The organism is Bifidobacterium breve DSM 20213 = JCM 1192, from assembly GCF_001025175.1.
GTDB lineage: Bacteria > Actinomycetota > Actinomycetes > Actinomycetales > Bifidobacteriaceae > Bifidobacterium > Bifidobacterium breve.
On the sequence record NZ_AP012324.1, the window covers coordinates 1516918 to 1534001 of the forward strand.

Here is a 17084-nt window from a genome sequence, read left to right on the forward strand (position 1 = left end):
AATTTAGGAATACCGTGGGCGAGCTTAGGCCCTTCAGATTTCCGCTAGCTGAACAGCAGTCCGGATCGGGTGACCCAGTCACAGTAGAAAATGGTCAGGGCGAGCAGCACGAAGATGAGTTCAATCATCCAGAAACGCACTACCACCTTGGTCTCCGTCCAGCCTTCAAGTTCAAAATGATGGTGAATCGGCGCCATCTTGAATACACGCTTATGCGTCATTTTGAAGTATCCCACTTGAATGACGTCGCTCATGGCCTCCATGACGTATAGGCCGCCGAGGATCACAGTCAGGAACTCGGTGTGCGTGGCAATGGACAGAGCCGCGAACAGGCCGCCAAGTGCCAGGGAACCGGTATCGCCCATGAAGATGGACGCAGGGTTCGAGTTGTACCACAGGAAGCCGAAGCACGCCACCGCAGCGCAAATCGCGATGATGGTCAGATCCAGCGGATCGGACACGGCATAGGAATAGCCGCCATGATCGCCACCCTTGATGTGGTAGCTTTCCCAAAACGCGATGACGGCGAATCCCACGAAGGAGATCATCGACGATCCGGCGGCCAGCCCGTCCAGACCGTCGGTGAGGTTCACTGCGTTGGTCCATGCGGTCATCAGGAAGTTCACCCAGATAACGAACAGGATGATGGCCACCGCACGGCCCGCAAAATCAAAGCTGAAAAACGGCTGTTCAATGAAGCTCATACCAGGCTGTGCGCTGGGGAACCCGGATTTGGTGGGGATAATCAGCGCCAGCACCGCATAGATAGTGGAAAGAATGAATTGGCCGATGAACTTACCGCCCACCGTCAGGCCTTCATTCTGCTTCTTGCGGACTTTGGCAAAATCGTCGATGAATCCCAACACGCCCATGGACAGCATGGCGAACAGCACCAGCACCGCAGACCATGAGGGCACATCACCCGATCGCAGGTATCGATACAACGCCGAGGCGCCCCATCCCAGCACAATCGCAAAATTGATAACCACACCGCCAAGCGTGGGAGTACCGCGCTTGACCAGATGCGATTGAGGACCGTCCTGACGGATGTACTGGCCATAGTGCAGCTTGTGCACCAGACGTATCAGCAACGGCGTGCCGACCAAGGTGACAATCAGCGACACCAGCATTCCAATAATCAGAGCAATCACGTGTGGCTTCTCTCCTCTTGTCGGTCTTCTTGTCGGTTCAGCGTCAGGCCCACCGCTCAGCCAATGCGCTGAGTCCGGAGGCGTGCGAGCCCTTGAGCAGTACCACGGTATCCGTATGATTCTTGGCCAAGTCAAAGACTATGCGCTCGGCCTCATCAATGGTCTGCACACAGTCTACCGAAGCCGCACGCCCACGTGTTGCGCCTTCGGCCAAAGATTCGGCCAACACGTTCAGATGCGCGTCTGAGGGCGATCCGACCGTGATGATGGCATCCAGTCCCAGACCGGCCGCATATTCGCCGACCGAAGCGTGCAATTCACGCTCATCCGCACCAAGCTCGAGCATCGCGCCCAGCAATGCCACACGGAATGGCTGGCGACCATCATTCGCATTCCATGCTCGCAGGCCGTCCAATCCGGCTTTCATGGAATCCGGGTTCGCGTTGAAGGAATCATCAATCAGCTCGAACGAAGCTCCTTGACGGCTCACCGTGGATAGAGCCATACGATGCGGGCTGATGGTGTGCTGCGCGGCCAACGTCTGTGCAATAGCAGTCAGCGGCATGCCATATCGCAATGCGACGGTTGCCGCGGCAAGCGCGTTCATCACATTATGACGGCCTGGAATACCCAGATGTACGGCAACCTGCTCGCCGTGCGCGTCGGTCATGGTGAATTCGGCGTGATCAGCGGCATCTGCAGCAATATGATCGGCATGCACCTCGGAGTCACGGGTGTGCCCCTGACCAAACCACAGTACGTCGCCGGAAGCAAACTGTGCCATGGGCACGACGTAATCGTCATCGGCATTCAGCACGGCGGTGCCGCCGGGCAGCAGCCCCTGCACGATCTCGCTTTTCGCCTGGGCAATGCGCTCCCTGGAACCGAATTCGCCGAGATGCGCGACTCCGACCCTGAGCACAATAACCGTATTCGGCGGTGCGATACGGGTCAGCCGCGCGATCTCACCGATATGGTTGGCGCCCATTTCCGCTACGAAAAAACGGGTGTCGGCATTGACTCGCAATGCGGTCAACGGCAAGCCGATCTCATTATTGAAAGAACCGATCGGTGCCACGGTGGGACCCAACGTGCTCAGCAGCGCGGAGAGCAAATCTTTGGTGGTGGTTTTGCCCACCGAACCGGTCAATCCGATCAGGTCAAAGGCACCGGGCAGCTGGCGCCGACGATCGATATTATGCTTGGCCAGCAATCCCAATGCTGCGACGGTGTCTTCGACCACGATCTGCGGCATCGTTGTGCACGCTACTTCATGGTCGACAATGGCGGCTGCGGCTCCTTGGTCAGCGACCTTATCCACGAAGCCATGGCCATCGACCCGCTCGCCCTTAATGGCCACGAACACTGCTCCGGAGCCAGCCTGACGAGAATCAGTCACCGTTTCGGTGGCTTCAATGGCGGGACCGTCGCCTGCTACCAACCGACCATCAACGGCCTTGGCGATTTCCTCCACGCTCATCGGGACCATGGTGTCTTGAACTCCTTCAGTGTGTCGTATATTGCTGTATTGTATTGCATCCGCCGCACGTCATCTGAGATTATTGGCCACTCGCAGAGCACTACGCACGTTGTTCCTGCGCACGCCTGCCGCGAGCACCATGGCAACAGCAAGAGACATATGGCCGAGCCTATCCTGGTCAAACATGGCGGGCGATTCGGCCGCCAGTTCGTCAGACTCCCCAGTAGGTACGGTCAGAGCCAGGGCACGGTCGGATACAAACGCATATCGGGTTTTTAAGGAGGCCACATCCTCCCCTTGCGCGACTCGCTCGGAGCCCAGCACGTCCACGTTCACTGATTCCAACGCTTCACGTTGCAGTGTGGCGTTATTCATCGCGATGATAACGGCGGCAACGCCGTCCTCCGCGCAGACCGCGAGGGTGCGCTGCACATCGAGGATGCCCAACGGATACGAAAGGTTCAAAGAACGCGTCATCGACGTGGAACCAGTGGAATCGATCACGGCAACGGGGTTGCCCAGCATGTGCAGGAAATCGGCAAGATGCTTCACACCGGCATGGATGATGTCATCATCATCGCCGGCCACGGCAAATACCGCCATAGCATTGGATGGGGTTCCTGCCAGAGAACTGGCCAAATCACCGAGCATATGGTTGCCGCAATCGCCGAACACCAGCGGGATGCCAGACTGGATATCCCGGCCACGGCACGTTCTGGGCAGCAGAGCCGCATAGGCACCGGATTGCTCGGCACGGGGCAGATCGGCAAGATGATTGCTGTCGCAGATATACATCGCGCCAGGCGAAATGGTATCTACAGCATCGCTGAGCGATGTGATGGTGACATTGGATGCAAATTCCGGATCAATATCGAAGCCATACCGCTCGGCCAGCATGCCCAAAGTCATTCGCTGGGCGATGGATTCGCTCACTGCGCTCATGGGTCAACGCCTTTCTTTTCGATATATCACCAAGTGACCGGAATAGCATCTTTACGCGGCGTCGAGATAGGCACCTCGTATTTCTGCATAAGGAACGCACAAATCTGCGCGGATACCGGGCCTGCGGTCAGGCCACCGAAACCAGTCGGGTCCTTGAGCACCACAGTCACGACGAAACGCGGATTGTCGGCGGGAATGGCCACCGAGTAATCGGAGATGATGGAGGACAGCTTGCCATCGGCGCCCTGTACCTCGGCGGTACCGGACTTCGCGGCCATGCGGTAGCCATCAACCTTGACGAAGGCGCTGTAGCTATCCGAAACGGACTCCATGGCATCCATCATCTGAGCGGCCACCTGCTCATCGACCACGCGAGTGGCCTTGCTCTTGTTTTCGGTGTTGCCGTCATCCGACTTGATGATGGACTGCTGCTGCTTCACTCCCTTATTGGCAATGGTGGCCACGATGTTGCTCAGCTGCAAGGCATTGACCGTGTATCCCTGACCGAACAGCACGGTGTTGCGAGTTCGCGCATCCCATGCCGAGGGAGAGGTCAGCACGCCACTGGACTCGCCAGGCAGATCCAATCCCGTGGACTGTCCGATGCCGAACTTGGTCAGGTATTCGTACCGCTGCTCATCCGTGTAGCCATCGCCGGCCATGACCATGCCGATATTCGATGATTTCTGGAGAATGCCAGCCAGAGTCCAATGCTCATCACCATGCTCGAAGGCGTCCTTATAGGTCTGGCCATCCACAGTGAGCTGGCCTGGCACGGTGTACTGATCCGTCGGTTTGCGCAACCCGGTCTGCAAATAACCGGACATGGAAATAACCTTGCCGATCGAGCCCGGTTCAAAGGTCTGGGACACGGCTCGCGAAACGTTCATCTTCGCTTCGTCACTGCCGGCCGCTATCTCATCGCTGTCCGCCAGAGCCAGTATTTCGCCGTTCTGCACGTTCTGCACCACGGCGATACCCCACTGGGCGCTGTACTGGGCTGTCGCTTCCTTCATGATCTTCTTGGCATACCACTGCACATCACGATCAATGGTCAGCGTAACGTCTTTGCCGTCCTTGGCGGCCACGGCTTCGGTCATGGTGCCGGGAATCTCTTCGCCACCGTAGTTGCCACGCTGGTAAATCTGGTGTCCATCGGTGCCGGTGAGCGTTTTGTTCTCCATTTGCTCGAATCCGGCCACGCCTACGCCTTCGTCGTTGACTCCGCCGAGCAGCGATCCCATCAGTTCTCCATCAGGGTACAGGCGTTCGCTGCTGAGTTCGCCCCAGACGATGCCGCCAAGGTTCAAATCGTCGATGGTGCGCTTGACCTGTGGCGTGACATCCTTCTTCAGCACGACGTATTGGCCGCTGATCGACAGATCCGCGCCCAGCTCCATCGCATTCATGTCAAGAGCCTTGGCCAGCAGACGGCCCACTGCGGCAGCGCCCGTGGCACCCACCGGCTTGCCGTCGATCTCGTCGCAGTAGTCTTTGGTCTTCTCGTTGCAATCGGTGGGAACGAATTCCTGGGCAGCCTCGGGGTTGGCCACAATGGTATAGCGTTCCACGCTCTGGGCGAGCACAGTGCCGTTGGTGTCAAGGATGCGTCCGCGCTTGGCGCTGAGCGTCACGCGCGAAGTACGGCTGGCCGTCGCGGCCTGTGCGGTTTGACGTCCGCCAATCAATTGGGTGGAGGCCAGCTGGGCAAGGCACATTGTTGCCACGATGCCCAATGCCACGCCCACGGCGATGCATTTGAAGGCAAAGGTCTTCACCTTGTACAAGTGAACGATACGTGCGATGGTGGCTTTCACTGTGCTCCACTTTCTCCGGACTGCTGGTATCCGTTCAAATCAATAGTCACCGATCCGCCTTGCGACACCATGCCCATTTCATCGGCCTTATCCGGCAGCGATGCGACCAACTGGTCAAGCTTGGCCTGATCGTCTTCGATGTCCTGGGTCAGCGTGCTGATATGCTGCTTGACTTCTGCCGCCTCAAACGAGTTTTGCACCATTTGGGTGCGCAGTACCAGCGCACCGAGCAACGTGGACATGAGGAACACGATGGCAATCACCACATGCATCAGCGGGGCGCTGCGTGTACGGGTCCATTCAATAACCCGTTCAATCATGTTTCCTTCTGCTTGAACCCGCTGACCGGAAATCACCTTCAGTTCAGGGCGCGAAGGAGCCTGAGGCCTGGACTGCGGCCTGGACTGCGTTGAAGCACTGGATCGAATGCTGCGTGCCGTTGCTGCCATGGTCAGCCCCTCCTTCCGTGTTTGCCATTGTTACGTGTGGTGTTCGATTCCTTTGGGTTTGCCGCTGTTTGTGCGAAGCGTTCTCGCCACCTCTCAGGAATCCGTCTGCTCAACTCAACCGCCCTGAGCCTCACTGAAGCGGATCGCGGGTTGCGTTGCCGCTCCTCATCATCGGCCTTGATTGCGCCTCGGGTCAGTTCCCGGAAGAACGGCTGGGCATCATCCGGCACGATTGGCAGGTTTGCCGGCGCATCAATCTTCAGGCCCTGTGCCATAAAGGATTTGACTGTCTTGTCTTCCAACGAGTGGTAGGACTCCACCACCAAACGGCCTCCGACCTGAAGACGATTCGCGGCCTGAGGCAGAATGGATGACAGTTTGTCCAACTCGCCGTTGACTTCAATGCGCAGCGCCTGGAACACACGCTTTGCCGGATTGCCGGCCGGACGGTGAGCTTTGGGCACCACATCTTCGACTAGAGCGTTGAGCTGGCCGGTTGTGGTAAATGGCGTCTGCGTGCGGCGCGACACGATCTCACGCGCGATCTGACGAGCGAACCGCTCCTCACCATATTCCCGGAAGACGCGAATCAGCGATGCCATATCATAATCAGCGAGAATCCGCTCGGCCGTGAGATTCTGGCTCACGTCCATGCGCATATCCAACGGGGCATCATGGGAGTACGAGAATCCACGATCCGTTTCATCAATCTGCAAACTCGACAGACCCAAATCCATGAACACGGCATCCACTCGTTCCACGCCTTGATCGGCAAGCACCTGATCAAGCTGATCAAAGGCCGCATGAACCGGCGTGAATCGGTCGGAAAGCCCCTCCTGAACCATACGCTCAGTCGCCAAGGCCAACGCCTCACTATCACGGTCAATACCGATAAGACGAGCTTGCGGCGCCGCTTTCAGGAAAGCGGTGGAATGACCGGCAAGACCCAGCGTGCAGTCCACGGCCACGGCACCTTCGTGTTGTAATGCCGGCGCCACAAGATTCACACAGTCATCAAGCAGCACTGGCTGGTGGATATTCGTCACATCAATCATCAGAACTCCACCTCAGGCAGTACATCATCGGCGATATCGGAGTATCCCTCTTCCTTTTGTGCGAGGTAGGACTCCCATGCATCCTTGTTCCACAGTTCGGCGCGCGTACCCACACCGATCACCACAATGTCGGACCCGAGATTGGCGTAGTCACGCAGCATTTGCGGCACCACAACTCGCCCCTGCTTGTCGGGTTCCTGATCGACTGCGCCAGACAGGAACACACGCAAGTATTCGCGGGCGGCTTTGTTGCCCACCGAAGTGCGCTGAATCTGGGAGGCAATACGACGAAATTCGTCAAACGGCAACAGGTACACGCAACGTTCCTGGCCTCGGGCCATTACCAGCCCCTGGCCAAGCTGGGAACGAAATTTCGCGGGAAGTGCCACACGACCCTTGGCATCGATTTTCGGCGTGTACGTGCCCAGCAGCAGCGGAGGCAGGCCGGCCATGAGGCCGTCGATTCCGGCGGAGCCTTGCTGATCAGCATCGGTTTCACGCGAGTGCTTGCTCTCGACCATGGCTCCACCTCCTTTGTACTCGCCGGGTATACTTCGGCCAACTGATTCACCACTTTACCCCACCATTCACCATTTTTCCCCACTACAACACGTTTTACTCACCTTTTTGGAAAAACCGTCACGATTGCACACGGCCGCGAAGCGGAACTCACCGACCATCGCAAAACGCAAAAAAGCCGTCACCGATTTGGAAACGCATCGCGCGCGGCGTGGGCAGGCACATCACCAGAGCAGCCGCACCACTGCCCTTCCCCGACGTAGGGGGTGTGCGGTAAATTTGAATGCCTTAAAGTTTGTGACCATTACGAGCGGAGACGAAGAGAAGCATGTCGAGTTACGCCTCACAGCTGCACGAGGAGCAGCAGGCCGTCGATCGCGCCTATGGACGTCTGGATGACCTGCGCGCCGAAATGTGGCAGCGACTGAGCACCGTACGAGCAGCCGGTTCGCACGGCTCCCCCACCCAACGCACCGAGCGCGATTCTTTTGCCACCATGTACGAAGATCGCCTCACTCAGCTGCGCAGCGTGGAAGACCGGCTCGTGTTCGGACGACTTGACTCGCAAGACGGCACTCGTCATTACATCGGTCGCATCGGTCTGTCGAGCACCGACCATGAACCCATTCTGACCGATTGGCGAGCCGAAGCGGCCCGCCCCTTCTACGAGGCGACGCCCTCCAACCATGGCGACATCGTGATGCGCCGCCATATCACGTTGAGTTTCCGCGAAGTGGTAGGCGTCGAAGACGAAGTACTGGACGTGCATTCTGACCAAGTGGGCCAAGCCTCCACTGCCGGCACCCTGACCGGCGAAGGTGCACTGCTCGCTTCGCTCAGCTCGCGTCGCACAGGCAAAATGACCGACATCGTGGCCACCATCCAAGCCGAGCAGGACCGCATTATCCGCTCTGACATGAACCGTGCCGTGGTGGTACAGGGCGGCCCAGGCACCGGCAAAACCGCTGTGGCCTTGCACCGTGCCGCTTACTTGCTCTACACGCATCGACGCACACTGGAACGTTCCGGCGTACTGGTGGTGGGCCCCAGCTCCGCGTTCCTGCATTACATCGATCAGGTGCTTCCCTCGTTGGGCGAGACCGGTGTCGTCTCCCGTACAATCAGTGACCTGATTCCGGGAATCACCGCATCGGCAATCGACACTCCGCAAGCCGCCAAACTCAAGGGCGACCGTCGCATGGCACAGGTGATCGCCAACGCCATCGCCTCCCGCATCCGCGTGCCCGGCAATCTGCCAACCGTCACCATCAGCGGCATTCAGATACCGATGCTTGCCGTCGATATCGAACAGGCGCAGTCCGACGCCAAACGCACAAGGCAACCGCATAACAAGGCCCGAGAGACCTTTATCCGCTCCATGCTGCGCAGCATGCAGACCCGGTATGCAGAGCAACTCGACTACACCCCCGATCAGGCGGAGCTCAATCGCGCCATGTCGCTGCTGCGCATGAACGAACAGGTGCGCAAAACGTTGAATCTGTGCTGGCTGCCGATGACCGCCCCCTGGCTTATCGACCAGCTCTTCGCTCACCCGGAACGCCTGAAGTCCTTGGCCGGATGGATGACCGATGACGATCTGGCCACTCTCGCACGGCCGAAAGGTTCACCTCTGACCCGGTCGGATATTCCGCTGCTTGACGAGGCGATGGATCTGCTGGGACCCGATCCCAAAACCGTGGCCAAGCAGTCCGCCGCCAATGCCAGACGCGCCGCCGAAGAGCAGTACGCCAAAGACACGTTGGCCGCAACCGGCCTCGGTCAGGGCATCGTATCGAGCCAGATGCTGCTCGATCAGATGAACGGCGACGACGGCGAGCTCACCGCCCAGCGCGCAGCAGCCGATCGAGAATGGACCTATGGTCACATCGTGGTGGATGAGGCGCAGGAATTGACCGCAATGGATTGGCGAATGCTCATTCGTCGCTGTCCGTCACGATCGTTCACCATTGTGGGCGATGTGGCACAGACCTCGGCACTGGCCGGCACCCGCCGTTGGGACAAGACGATGAACCGACTGTTCGGCGAAGGCCATTGGGACCTCAATGAGCTGACCATCAATTACCGCAATCCGCAGGAGGTCTCCGACCTCGCCTCCCGTTTTGCGCAGAACGAAGGACTCTATATTTCCACGGTGAACGCGGTCCGCGCCTTGCCGGATTCCGTGTCTCGACACGTGGTAGACGACATGAAGGCTCTGCTTACCGTTACTTCCAACCAGGCGGCACAGCTGGCCAATCATTTTGTTTCGGCGGACGGCACTGGACGCATCGCCATCATTTGCCCGAACGACCTCATTAAGCCGGTGCGCGAAGCAGTAAGGCATCGCCTATCCAGTCTGATGGCCCCATCCGAATATCAGCGTCTTATCGACCAGCCCGAATGGGATGAGCAGATCAGCGTATGCGGCACCGAAATGGTCAAAGGCCTGGAATTCGACGCTGTTATCGTCATTGAACCCGGACGCATCGAAGATGACGCCCCAAGCCGTTTGGTCGCCGCATCCGACCTCTACGTGGCAACGACCAGACCAACACAGAAACTGGTTATAGTTCGGACAAAAGAGGACGAGCGTTCCCTGAACATCTAAGGTGAAAGATATGCCTAAAGCACTGTTACTGGAAAACATCCATCCTGACGCAGCCAAATCGCTGCGAGATCACGGCTTCGAAGTCGAAACCATGAAGGGAGCCCTGAACGAGGACGAGCTCATCGACGCGTTAGAGGGCGTGGATCTCGTCGGAGTGCGATCCAAGACCAATGTCACTGCACGCGTACTGAATGCCCGCCCGACCCTCAGCGCCATCGGATGCTTCTGCATCGGCACCAACCAAGTGGATCTTGATTATGCCGGCAAGCACGGCATCGCCGTGTTCAATGCACCGTATTCAAACACCCGTTCCGTTGTGGAACTGGTGATTTGCGACATCATCTGCCTGATGCGTCGCATCCCTGCGCATACGCATCACATCAAGCACGGCTTGTGGGACAAGTCGGCCTCCGGTTCTCATGAGGTGCGCGGCAAGACGCTGGGCATCATCGGATACGGCAACATCGGTTCCCAACTGTCTGTACTGGCGGAAGCGCTGGGCATGCGCGTGGTGTTCTACGACATCGAGGAGAAGCTCGCACTGGGCAACGCCCATCGTTGCTCGACGCTGAACGAACTACTTGAACAGTCTGATGCAGTGACTTTGCACGTAGACGGGCGCAAGTCGAACACTGGCTTCTTCGGCGAGGATCAGTTCGCGCACATGAAGCAGGACGCCATCTTCATCAATCTGTCTCGTGGATTCGTTGCTGATTTGGGCGCGCTGAAGCAGCATCTCGACTCCGGCCATCTGTCCGGTGCCGCCGTTGACGTGTTCCCGGTCGAGCCTAAGAAGAGCGGCGACCCGTTTGAGACGGCGCTTGCCAACGAAGATAATATGATTCTGACCCCGCACATCGGCGGTTCGACGCTGGAAGCGCAGGAGTCCATCGGTCACTTTGTCTCCCAACGCCTGGAGGATTACTGGTCGAAGGGTTCGACGTCACTGTCGGTGAACTTGCCACAAATCAATCTCACCGATTGCAAGGGTGTATGCCGCATCGCGCATTTGCATGACAATCTGCCCGGTGTACTCGCCCGTGTGAACCGCGTGCTTGGCGAGGAGAACATCAATATCTCCTTCCAGTCATTGGCCACTGAAGGTGAGTTGGGATATGTGGTCACCGACGTGGCTCAAAAGCCCAGCCCCGCCACACTGGAGGCATTGCGTAGCATCGAAGGCACCATCCGCATGCGTGTCATCGGCTGATACCGCATCGACATAAACTGCATCAGCACGACAGAAGGCCCGTCATCAGACGGGCCTTTTTCTTGGTATCGAACCATTATTCGCGCAATTCATCGATGGCGCTCTGGAAATCTTCCAGGCCGGAGAAATTCTGATACACGCTCGCAAAACGTAGGTACGCGACCACATCAAGATCACGCAGTGGCTTGAGGATTGCCTTGCCGACCTCGCCGGAAGTCACTTCGGCCAGTCCTCGAGAGCGAAGATCCTCCTCGACCTTCTGCCCCAGCAGCTTCAGATCCTCCTCCTTGACAGGTCTGCCTTGACAAGCCTTACGCACACCGGAGATAACCTTATCCCGGCTGAACGGTTCAGCGCCGCCGGAACGTTTGGTGACCAGCAACATGCTGGTTTCCACGGTGGTGAAACGCTTATTGCATTTCGGGCAAACACGACGTCTACGAATGGAATAGCCGTCGTCACTAATACGGGTATCAATGACTTTGGTGTCAGGATTCTGGCAAAAAGGGCAATGCATGTCCCCCAGAATAACGTGAACACACGGAAAAACAATACTTATCGAGTGTTCCTTTACTCAGCAGGAACAATTAGACGCTGTCCCGCACGAAGAGCCCCTGACTCCAGATTGTTCAACGAGATCAACTCATCCACCGTCTCCGAGACATCTTGCCCGGCGGGCGTGATGGAGGATGCATACGACCACAGTGTGTCCCCCGGACGCACTATATAGCTGATCACCTGCGTGGCACCGGTATCGGAGCGCGCCGGCTCAGCCGTCAGCATGGCGAATCCGCCCCACGCCAGGGCTGCCGCCAACACGACCGCCATCACCTTACCGCGACGATCGCTTCGCACGGCGTTGGTTCTACGCACCGCACCACGACGCGCAGCACGATATGCGTTGCTGCGCTTCCCCGCCATACGACCCATTGCCATCACCATCGAACCAGTCATCACGACCACCTCTCTCGAACAAGTGTTCTATCGAACATCTGTTCTTAGAGTGGCACAAATGTTCGAACTCGTCAAGTCAATACTCGAACAGATGTTTGATTTCACACGAATATCACGTTATGCTGGTGAGGTAACGAAAGGAGCCCCGACGTGAGCAGCATTCCCGCCCCCCCTCAGCAGGAGCCGGACGAATCCACTTTGACCGAGCGCCAGCGCAAAGTTTTGGATGCCATTCGACTCCACATCGACGAACAGGGCTTTGCGCCATCATTCCGAGAAATAGGTGAAGCTGCCGGGCTCAAAAGCCCTTCCTCAGTCAAACATCAACTGCAAGTGCTGGAGGACAAGGGCTTTATTCGCATGAACGCCAATAAAGGTCGCGCCATCGAGGTGGTCGCTCCACCACCGGAAAACACTGCAGCAGTCACCGCGAACACCGTAGAAGAGCACACCGCCGGTATCTACGCATTCCCCAGTGAGTCAATCGCCGAATCACAGGATGTTCCGCTGGTCGGACGTATAGCCGCCGGCGTACCCATCACCGCCGAACAGCACGTCGACGATGTCATGCGTCTACCGGAACGACTGACCGGCTCCGGCAATCTGTTCATGTTGGAAGTACACGGCGATTCCATGGTTGATGCCGCCATCTGCGACGGTGACTTCGTGGTGGTGCGCGAACAGAACTCCGCCGTGAACGGAGATATCGTGGCCGCACTGCTGGATGACGAGGCCACTGTCAAGACCTTCCGCAAGGAAAACGGCCACATCTGGCTTATGCCACACAATCCCGCATACTCCCCCATCGACGGCACTTACGCCACGATTATGGGCAAGGTCGTCACCGTATTGCGCAAGCTATGAATTTCCCTCGCAGCCGATTCGCTCATATCGTGCTATAGTCGCTCTCAGTTCATGAAACCCCGGCCTCGCGCCGGGGTTTCGTCGTATTTGCACCATAACGGAAATGGAAATGAGAAGCGGTTTCAACACCGTGAATAAGGAGGAACAGACATGGCTCACAATCATGCACCGGCACCATCACCATCATCCGGCGTCGACGCGGCCGCTCACCAGCGCCGCCTCATCGCCACGCTGGCCGTCACCGGCTCCGTTTTCCTTATCGAAGTAATATCCGCCGTGCTTACCGGATCCCTGGCCCTGCTCGTGGATGCCGGACATATGCTCACCGACATGTCAGTATTGGTTGCCTCGACCATCACCGCGGCACTGATGCGCCGCAAACCAAGCAATACGCGCACCTGGGGCTGGGCACGGCTCGAAGTAATCACTGCGGCCGCCGGCGCTGTTGTGCTGCTCATCGTAGGTATCTACGCACTGATCGAAGCCGGCATGCGTTTGTTCGGTGGATCCAAAGCGGAGATCGACGATATCGGACTGCTGCTGTTCGTCGGTATTCTCGGCCTCGCGGCAAACATCATCTCAATCTTCATACTCGCCTCGCAACGCAAAGACAATATGAATATGAAGGCCGCATTCCTCGAAGTGATGAACGACGCACTCGGATCGGTTGCCGTGGTGGCCTCCGCATTGGTCATGATTTCCACCGGCTGGAACGGCTTCGACGCCGTGGCCGGCGCGGTCATCGCATTGATGATGATTCCCCGTGCCATCAAGTTGCTGTCCAACGCGGTCAAGGTACTGTTGGAAGAAACTCCTGAAGGACTTGACCTCGACAAGGTTCGCGAGCATCTGGAGAACGTTCCCCATGTTGTCGCCGTTCACGATCTGCATGCCAGCACGGTTTCCACCGGCATGCCGATTCTCATGGCGCACGTGGTGGTGGAACGGGGACTCACCATGGAACAGGCAGCGGGCATCCTCACCCAACTTCAGGATTGCCTGCGCGAACACTTCCCCGTCTCAGTCCCCCACACCACGTTCCAACTGGAGCCCGAAGGTTACAGCTCCCCCTCCTCCAACGAACTCCACGAATGATGCTCTGTGGAGCGTCCCCGTCGTTGCCCCTCGGTCGACGTACCCTCGTACGCCTTCCCTCGGTGCGCCTAGAGGCCGCACGCGCAGACCATTATTCGCGCAAATAAATAATCCTCGACTCAATCGAGTCGAGGATTCCCGTTCGATATAAAAATCGTTCTGCGCGTGCGGCCTCTAGGCGCGGCAGGCGAAGGCGCACGAAGGTACGTCGAGCCTGCCGTAACGACGAGGACGTCCGCAGAACGATTTTTTATCAGAAGCCGAACTGGGCGGCGGTTTCCTTCAGCGTCTCGGCGGAGCGCTTCAGAGCGGCGAGCTCCTTGTCAGACACCGGGGTGTTGATGGCGGTGTTGACGCCCTGACGGTTGAGGAGGGTCGGCACGGACATGCAGATGTCGGAGATGCCGTGGAAGTCCTTGAGCATGGAGCTCACAGGCAGGATGCGGTTGGTGTCGTGCATGACGGCCTCGATGATGTCAACGCCGGACATACCGATGGCGTAGTTGGTGGCACCCTTACCGTTGATGATCTTGTAGGCAGCGTTCTTGACTTCCTGGTGAATCTCCTCGCGCTTGGCAGCATCGAGCGGTTCGTGACCGGGCAGCGGGGTCCAGTCGCACATGGGGACGCCACCGATGGTGGCGGAAGCCCACAGCGGAACCTCGGAGTCGCCGTGCTCGCCAGCGATGTAGGCGTGCACGTTCTTGACGTTGACGCCGGTCTGCTGGGCGATCAGGAAGCGCAGACGAGCGGAGTCCAGGTTGGTGCCAGAGCCGAAGACCTGGTTCTCAGGCAGACCGGTGATCTTCTGAGCCACATGGGTGGCGATGTCGACCGGGTTGGTGATGAGCATGTAGATAGCGTTCGGAGCCACCTTGACAAGGTTCGGCATAATGGCCTTGAGAATGTTGACAGTGGCGCCAACGAGCTCAAGACGAGACTGGCCCGGCTTCTGGCGAGGGCCAGCGGTGATGACGACCATGTCGGCGTCGCGGCAGATCTCAGGATCGTCGGAACCGGCGATGGACACAGTCGGGTAGAAGCTGGAGCCGTGCTGCATGTCGAGCACCTCGGCCTCCACGCGCTCCTTGGCGATGTCCTCGAGCACGATCTCGCGAGCGACGCCACGCTGTGCAGCGGCAAAGGCAAGAGTAGAGCCAACGGCACCGGCACCAATAACAGCAAGCTTCGTGGGCTTAACGGTAGTTTCCGCCATGATGGATAAACCTCTCTTCAAAGGCGGTCTGCTGATGAATGGCAGGCCTTGTAACTAACGGTTTCACTTTATAAACCCGCTAAGACGTTTCGCGGGCCACAATGCATATCCAATGATGCCATAACCCTAATGTTTTCAGCAGTTGTTAGCGCTCACAGCCATTATGTGATTTTCGTCACGTTATTTATGCGATTGATTGCTCCATGATTTGCGCAGCCAAGTGCGAATCGACATCCGCTTCGAGCGCCACTCCGTCATCGCGATATTCCACGGAATCCACCTTACCGTATTCACGTACACGGGAAAGCAGAGACCCCGCCGTGTACGGCAGCAACGCATTGATATGCACATGCGGCACGGGCAACAGCTCTTCGACCGCATCGCGCAACGCATCCAATCCCTTACCGCTGTATGCCGACACGATGAACGCATCTGGCTGCAAGGCGGCCAGACGTTCTCGCTTGGCGTCATCAATCTGATCGGCCTTATTGAACACGAGAATACGGGGGATGGAGACGGTGCCTTCAATATCCGCCAGCACATCGTTCACCGCATCAATCTGGGAGAACGGATCCGGGTGGGAGCCATCAACCACATGCACAATCACATCGGCCTCTCCCACTTCCTCCAGTGTGGATTTGAATGCCTCGACCAGCTGCGTGGGCAGTCGACGCACGAACCCGACCGTATCCACGTAAGCGAATGCACGCCCGTCATGGGTTTTGGCACGGCGCACCGCCGTGTCCAGCGTGGCGAACAGCGCGTTCTCCACCAATTCCGCAGACCCCGTCAGCCGGTTGGTCAACGACGATTTACCTGCATTCGTATACCCCACCACAGCCACGGTAGGCAGCCCGAATCTCCTACGGGAGCCACGCTTGATCTCGCGCGCCGGTGCCATTTCGCGAATCTGCCGACGCAAGCGGGCGATACGCGCACGAATCACACGGCGATCCATCTCGATCTTGGTCTCGCCAGGACCACGCGATCCGATGCCCGCATCCGCACCAGCCGCACGACCACCGGCCTGACGGGATAGAGATCCACCCCAGCCGCGCAGTCGTGGCAACATGTATTCAAGCTGCGCAAGCTCCACCTGGGCCTTGCCCTCACGTGAAGTGGCATGCTGGGCAAAAATATCGAGAATCACCGCAGTGCGATCCACCACTTTGACTTTGGCGGCATCCTCAAGTGCACGACGTTGAGACGGTGCCAGATCATCATCCACGACAATCGTATCGGCCTCTTCACGGGCCACGATATCCGCGATTTCCCGTGCTTTGCCGGAACCGACATATGTAGCGGCATCCGGCTTGGACCGATGCTGCAATAAGCCATCGCACACCACGGCACCTGCCGTTTCGGCGAGAGCCGCCAACTCCCTGAGCGACTCCTCCGCCTTGGCCTGGGTGGTCACCGCCGATGACCAGACACCGACCAACACCACACGCTCAAGACGCACCTTACGGTATTCGACCTCAGTAACATCCTGAAGCTCCCCCAAGCCGGCCACATGTTTCAGCTCGTTACGGGCCTCACGCTCCTCCCATTCCTGGTTGGAGTCTTCATGCCATCCCGCGGCTCGTTGGGTATCGTCGAGCAGCACATTGGATTGGCCGGACAACACTCCCGATGGGGCTTCATCAGCGTCGCTGCGATCAAGGTCGGTGTACTGGGTGTTGTCGGTCAAAGGCACCTCGGTGTCAGTCAAGTGTTCACGATTC

15 protein-coding genes are annotated in these 17084 nt (G+C 58.0%); 4 read left to right on the forward strand and 11 right to left on the reverse strand.

What is annotated here, in order from left to right; all coding sequences use genetic code 11:
* Positions 1-44: 44 nt before the first annotated feature.
* From mraY to mraZ, 7 genes are read right to left on the reverse strand one after another with little or no spacing between them, the layout of a single operon-like run.
* The gene (mraY, locus tag BBBR_RS06690; protein WP_014483592.1) at positions 45-1151 is read right to left on the reverse strand and encodes a phospho-N-acetylmuramoyl-pentapeptide-transferase; all 1107 of its coding nucleotides are present in this window, start codon (positions 1149-1151) and stop codon (positions 45-47) included.
* Positions 1152-1194: 43 nt separating this feature from the next.
* Positions 1195-2640, reverse strand: coding sequence for a UDP-N-acetylmuramoyl-tripeptide--D-alanyl-D-alanine ligase (locus tag BBBR_RS06695; protein WP_003830453.1), 1446 nt, complete (start codon positions 2638-2640; stop codon positions 1195-1197).
* A 60-nt stretch (positions 2641-2700) separates the two neighbouring features.
* Positions 2701-3573 carry a hypothetical protein gene (locus BBBR_RS06700; RefSeq protein ID WP_003830451.1) on the reverse strand — a complete coding sequence of 291 codons (873 nt, stop codon included), beginning with the start codon at positions 3571-3573 and terminating at the stop codon, positions 2701-2703.
* Positions 3574-3599: 26 nt separating this feature from the next.
* A complete protein-coding gene (locus BBBR_RS06705; RefSeq protein ID WP_003830449.1) occupies positions 3600-5390 on the reverse strand; it encodes a peptidoglycan D,D-transpeptidase FtsI family protein in 1791 nt (596 codons plus the stop codon).
* Positions 5387-5839 carry a hypothetical protein gene (locus tag BBBR_RS06710; protein ID WP_032738320.1) on the reverse strand — a complete coding sequence of 151 codons (453 nt, stop codon included), beginning with the start codon at positions 5837-5839 and terminating at the stop codon, positions 5387-5389. Before BBBR_RS06710 ends, BBBR_RS06705 begins: the two co-directional genes overlap by 4 nt.
* Before the next feature lie 2 nt (positions 5840-5841).
* Complete coding sequence (gene rsmH / locus BBBR_RS06715) at positions 5842-6894, reverse strand: 16S rRNA (cytosine(1402)-N(4))-methyltransferase RsmH (protein WP_003830446.1); 1053 nt, start codon at positions 6892-6894, stop codon at positions 5842-5844.
* Positions 6894-7415, reverse strand: a complete 522-nt coding sequence (gene mraZ / locus BBBR_RS06720) for a division/cell wall cluster transcriptional repressor MraZ (RefSeq protein WP_003830445.1) — start codon at positions 7413-7415, stop codon at positions 6894-6896. The genes rsmH and mraZ overlap by 1 nt, the downstream gene beginning before the upstream one ends.
* A 326-nt stretch (positions 7416-7741) precedes the next feature.
* Between mraZ and BBBR_RS06725 the strand changes: the two genes are divergently transcribed.
* Positions 7742-10021, forward strand: coding sequence for a HelD family protein (locus BBBR_RS06725; RefSeq protein WP_019727436.1), 2280 nt, complete (start codon positions 7742-7744; stop codon positions 10019-10021).
* Positions 10022-10031: 10 nt separating this feature from the next.
* Entirely contained in the window at positions 10032-11231 is a 1200-nt protein-coding gene (gene serA / locus BBBR_RS06730) for a phosphoglycerate dehydrogenase (RefSeq protein WP_003830440.1), read from the forward strand.
* Between the two features lie 76 nt (positions 11232-11307).
* Here serA and nrdR read toward each other — a convergent pair whose 3' ends face one another.
* Entirely contained in the window at positions 11308-11748 is a 441-nt protein-coding gene (nrdR, locus tag BBBR_RS06735) for a transcriptional regulator NrdR (protein WP_015438975.1), read from the reverse strand.
* Positions 11749-11801: 53 nt separating this feature from the next.
* Positions 11802-12185 carry a LysM peptidoglycan-binding domain-containing protein gene (locus tag BBBR_RS06740; protein WP_003830436.1) on the reverse strand — a complete coding sequence of 128 codons (384 nt, stop codon included), beginning with the start codon at positions 12183-12185 and terminating at the stop codon, positions 11802-11804.
* 150 nt (positions 12186-12335) lie between these two features.
* On the opposite strand from BBBR_RS06740, the gene lexA reads away from it, so the two are divergent.
* Together lexA and BBBR_RS06750 are read left to right on the forward strand one after the other, a co-directional pair.
* Positions 12336-13049 carry a transcriptional repressor LexA gene (gene lexA / locus BBBR_RS06745; RefSeq protein WP_003830434.1) on the forward strand — a complete coding sequence of 238 codons (714 nt, stop codon included), beginning with the start codon at positions 12336-12338 and terminating at the stop codon, positions 13047-13049.
* 150 nt (positions 13050-13199) lie between these two features.
* Positions 13200-14144 carry a cation diffusion facilitator family transporter gene (locus BBBR_RS06750; RefSeq protein ID WP_019727435.1) on the forward strand — a complete coding sequence of 315 codons (945 nt, stop codon included), beginning with the start codon at positions 13200-13202 and terminating at the stop codon, positions 14142-14144.
* A 253-nt stretch (positions 14145-14397) separates the two neighbouring features.
* On the opposite strand, the gene BBBR_RS06755 is transcribed toward BBBR_RS06750, so the two are convergent.
* Complete coding sequence (locus BBBR_RS06755; protein ID WP_003830428.1) at positions 14398-15360, reverse strand: L-lactate dehydrogenase; 963 nt, start codon at positions 15358-15360, stop codon at positions 14398-14400.
* 184 nt (positions 15361-15544) lie between these two features.
* The gene (gene hflX / locus BBBR_RS06760) at positions 15545-17050 is read right to left on the reverse strand and encodes a GTPase HflX (protein WP_032738350.1); all 1506 of its coding nucleotides are present in this window, start codon (positions 17048-17050) and stop codon (positions 15545-15547) included.
* Positions 17051-17084 lie beyond the last annotated feature (34 nt).

Bases quoted from the DNA above. Each gene is read 5' to 3' on its own strand.
- BBBR_RS06695 (WP_003830453.1), bottom strand. From the start codon at position 2,640: ATGGTCCCGATGAGCGTGGAGGAAATCGCCAAGGCCGTTGATGGTCGG.
- serA (WP_003830440.1), top strand. From the start codon at position 10,032: ATGCCTAAAGCACTGTTACTGGAAAACATCCATCCTGACGCAGCCAAA.
- nrdR (WP_015438975.1), bottom strand. From the start codon at position 11,748: ATGCATTGCCCTTTTTGCCAGAATCCTGACACCAAAGTCATTGATACC.
- BBBR_RS06725 (WP_019727436.1), top strand. From the start codon at position 7,742: ATGTCGAGTTACGCCTCACAGCTGCACGAGGAGCAGCAGGCCGTCGAT.
- BBBR_RS06755 (WP_003830428.1), bottom strand. From the start codon at position 15,360: ATGGCGGAAACTACCGTTAAGCCCACGAAGCTTGCTGTTATTGGTGCC.
- BBBR_RS06750 (WP_019727435.1), top strand. From the start codon at position 13,200: ATGGCTCACAATCATGCACCGGCACCATCACCATCATCCGGCGTCGAC.
- mraZ (WP_003830445.1), bottom strand. From the start codon at position 7,415: ATGGTCGAGAGCAAGCACTCGCGTGAAACCGATGCTGATCAGCAAGGC.
- rsmH (WP_003830446.1), bottom strand. From the start codon at position 6,894: ATGATTGATGTGACGAATATCCACCAGCCAGTGCTGCTTGATGACTGT.
- BBBR_RS06700 (WP_003830451.1), bottom strand. From the start codon at position 3,573: ATGAGCGCAGTGAGCGAATCCATCGCCCAGCGAATGACTTTGGGCATG.
- BBBR_RS06710 (WP_032738320.1), bottom strand. From the start codon at position 5,839: ATGGCAGCAACGGCACGCAGCATTCGATCCAGTGCTTCAACGCAGTCC.
- BBBR_RS06740 (WP_003830436.1), bottom strand. From the start codon at position 12,185: ATGACTGGTTCGATGGTGATGGCAATGGGTCGTATGGCGGGGAAGCGC.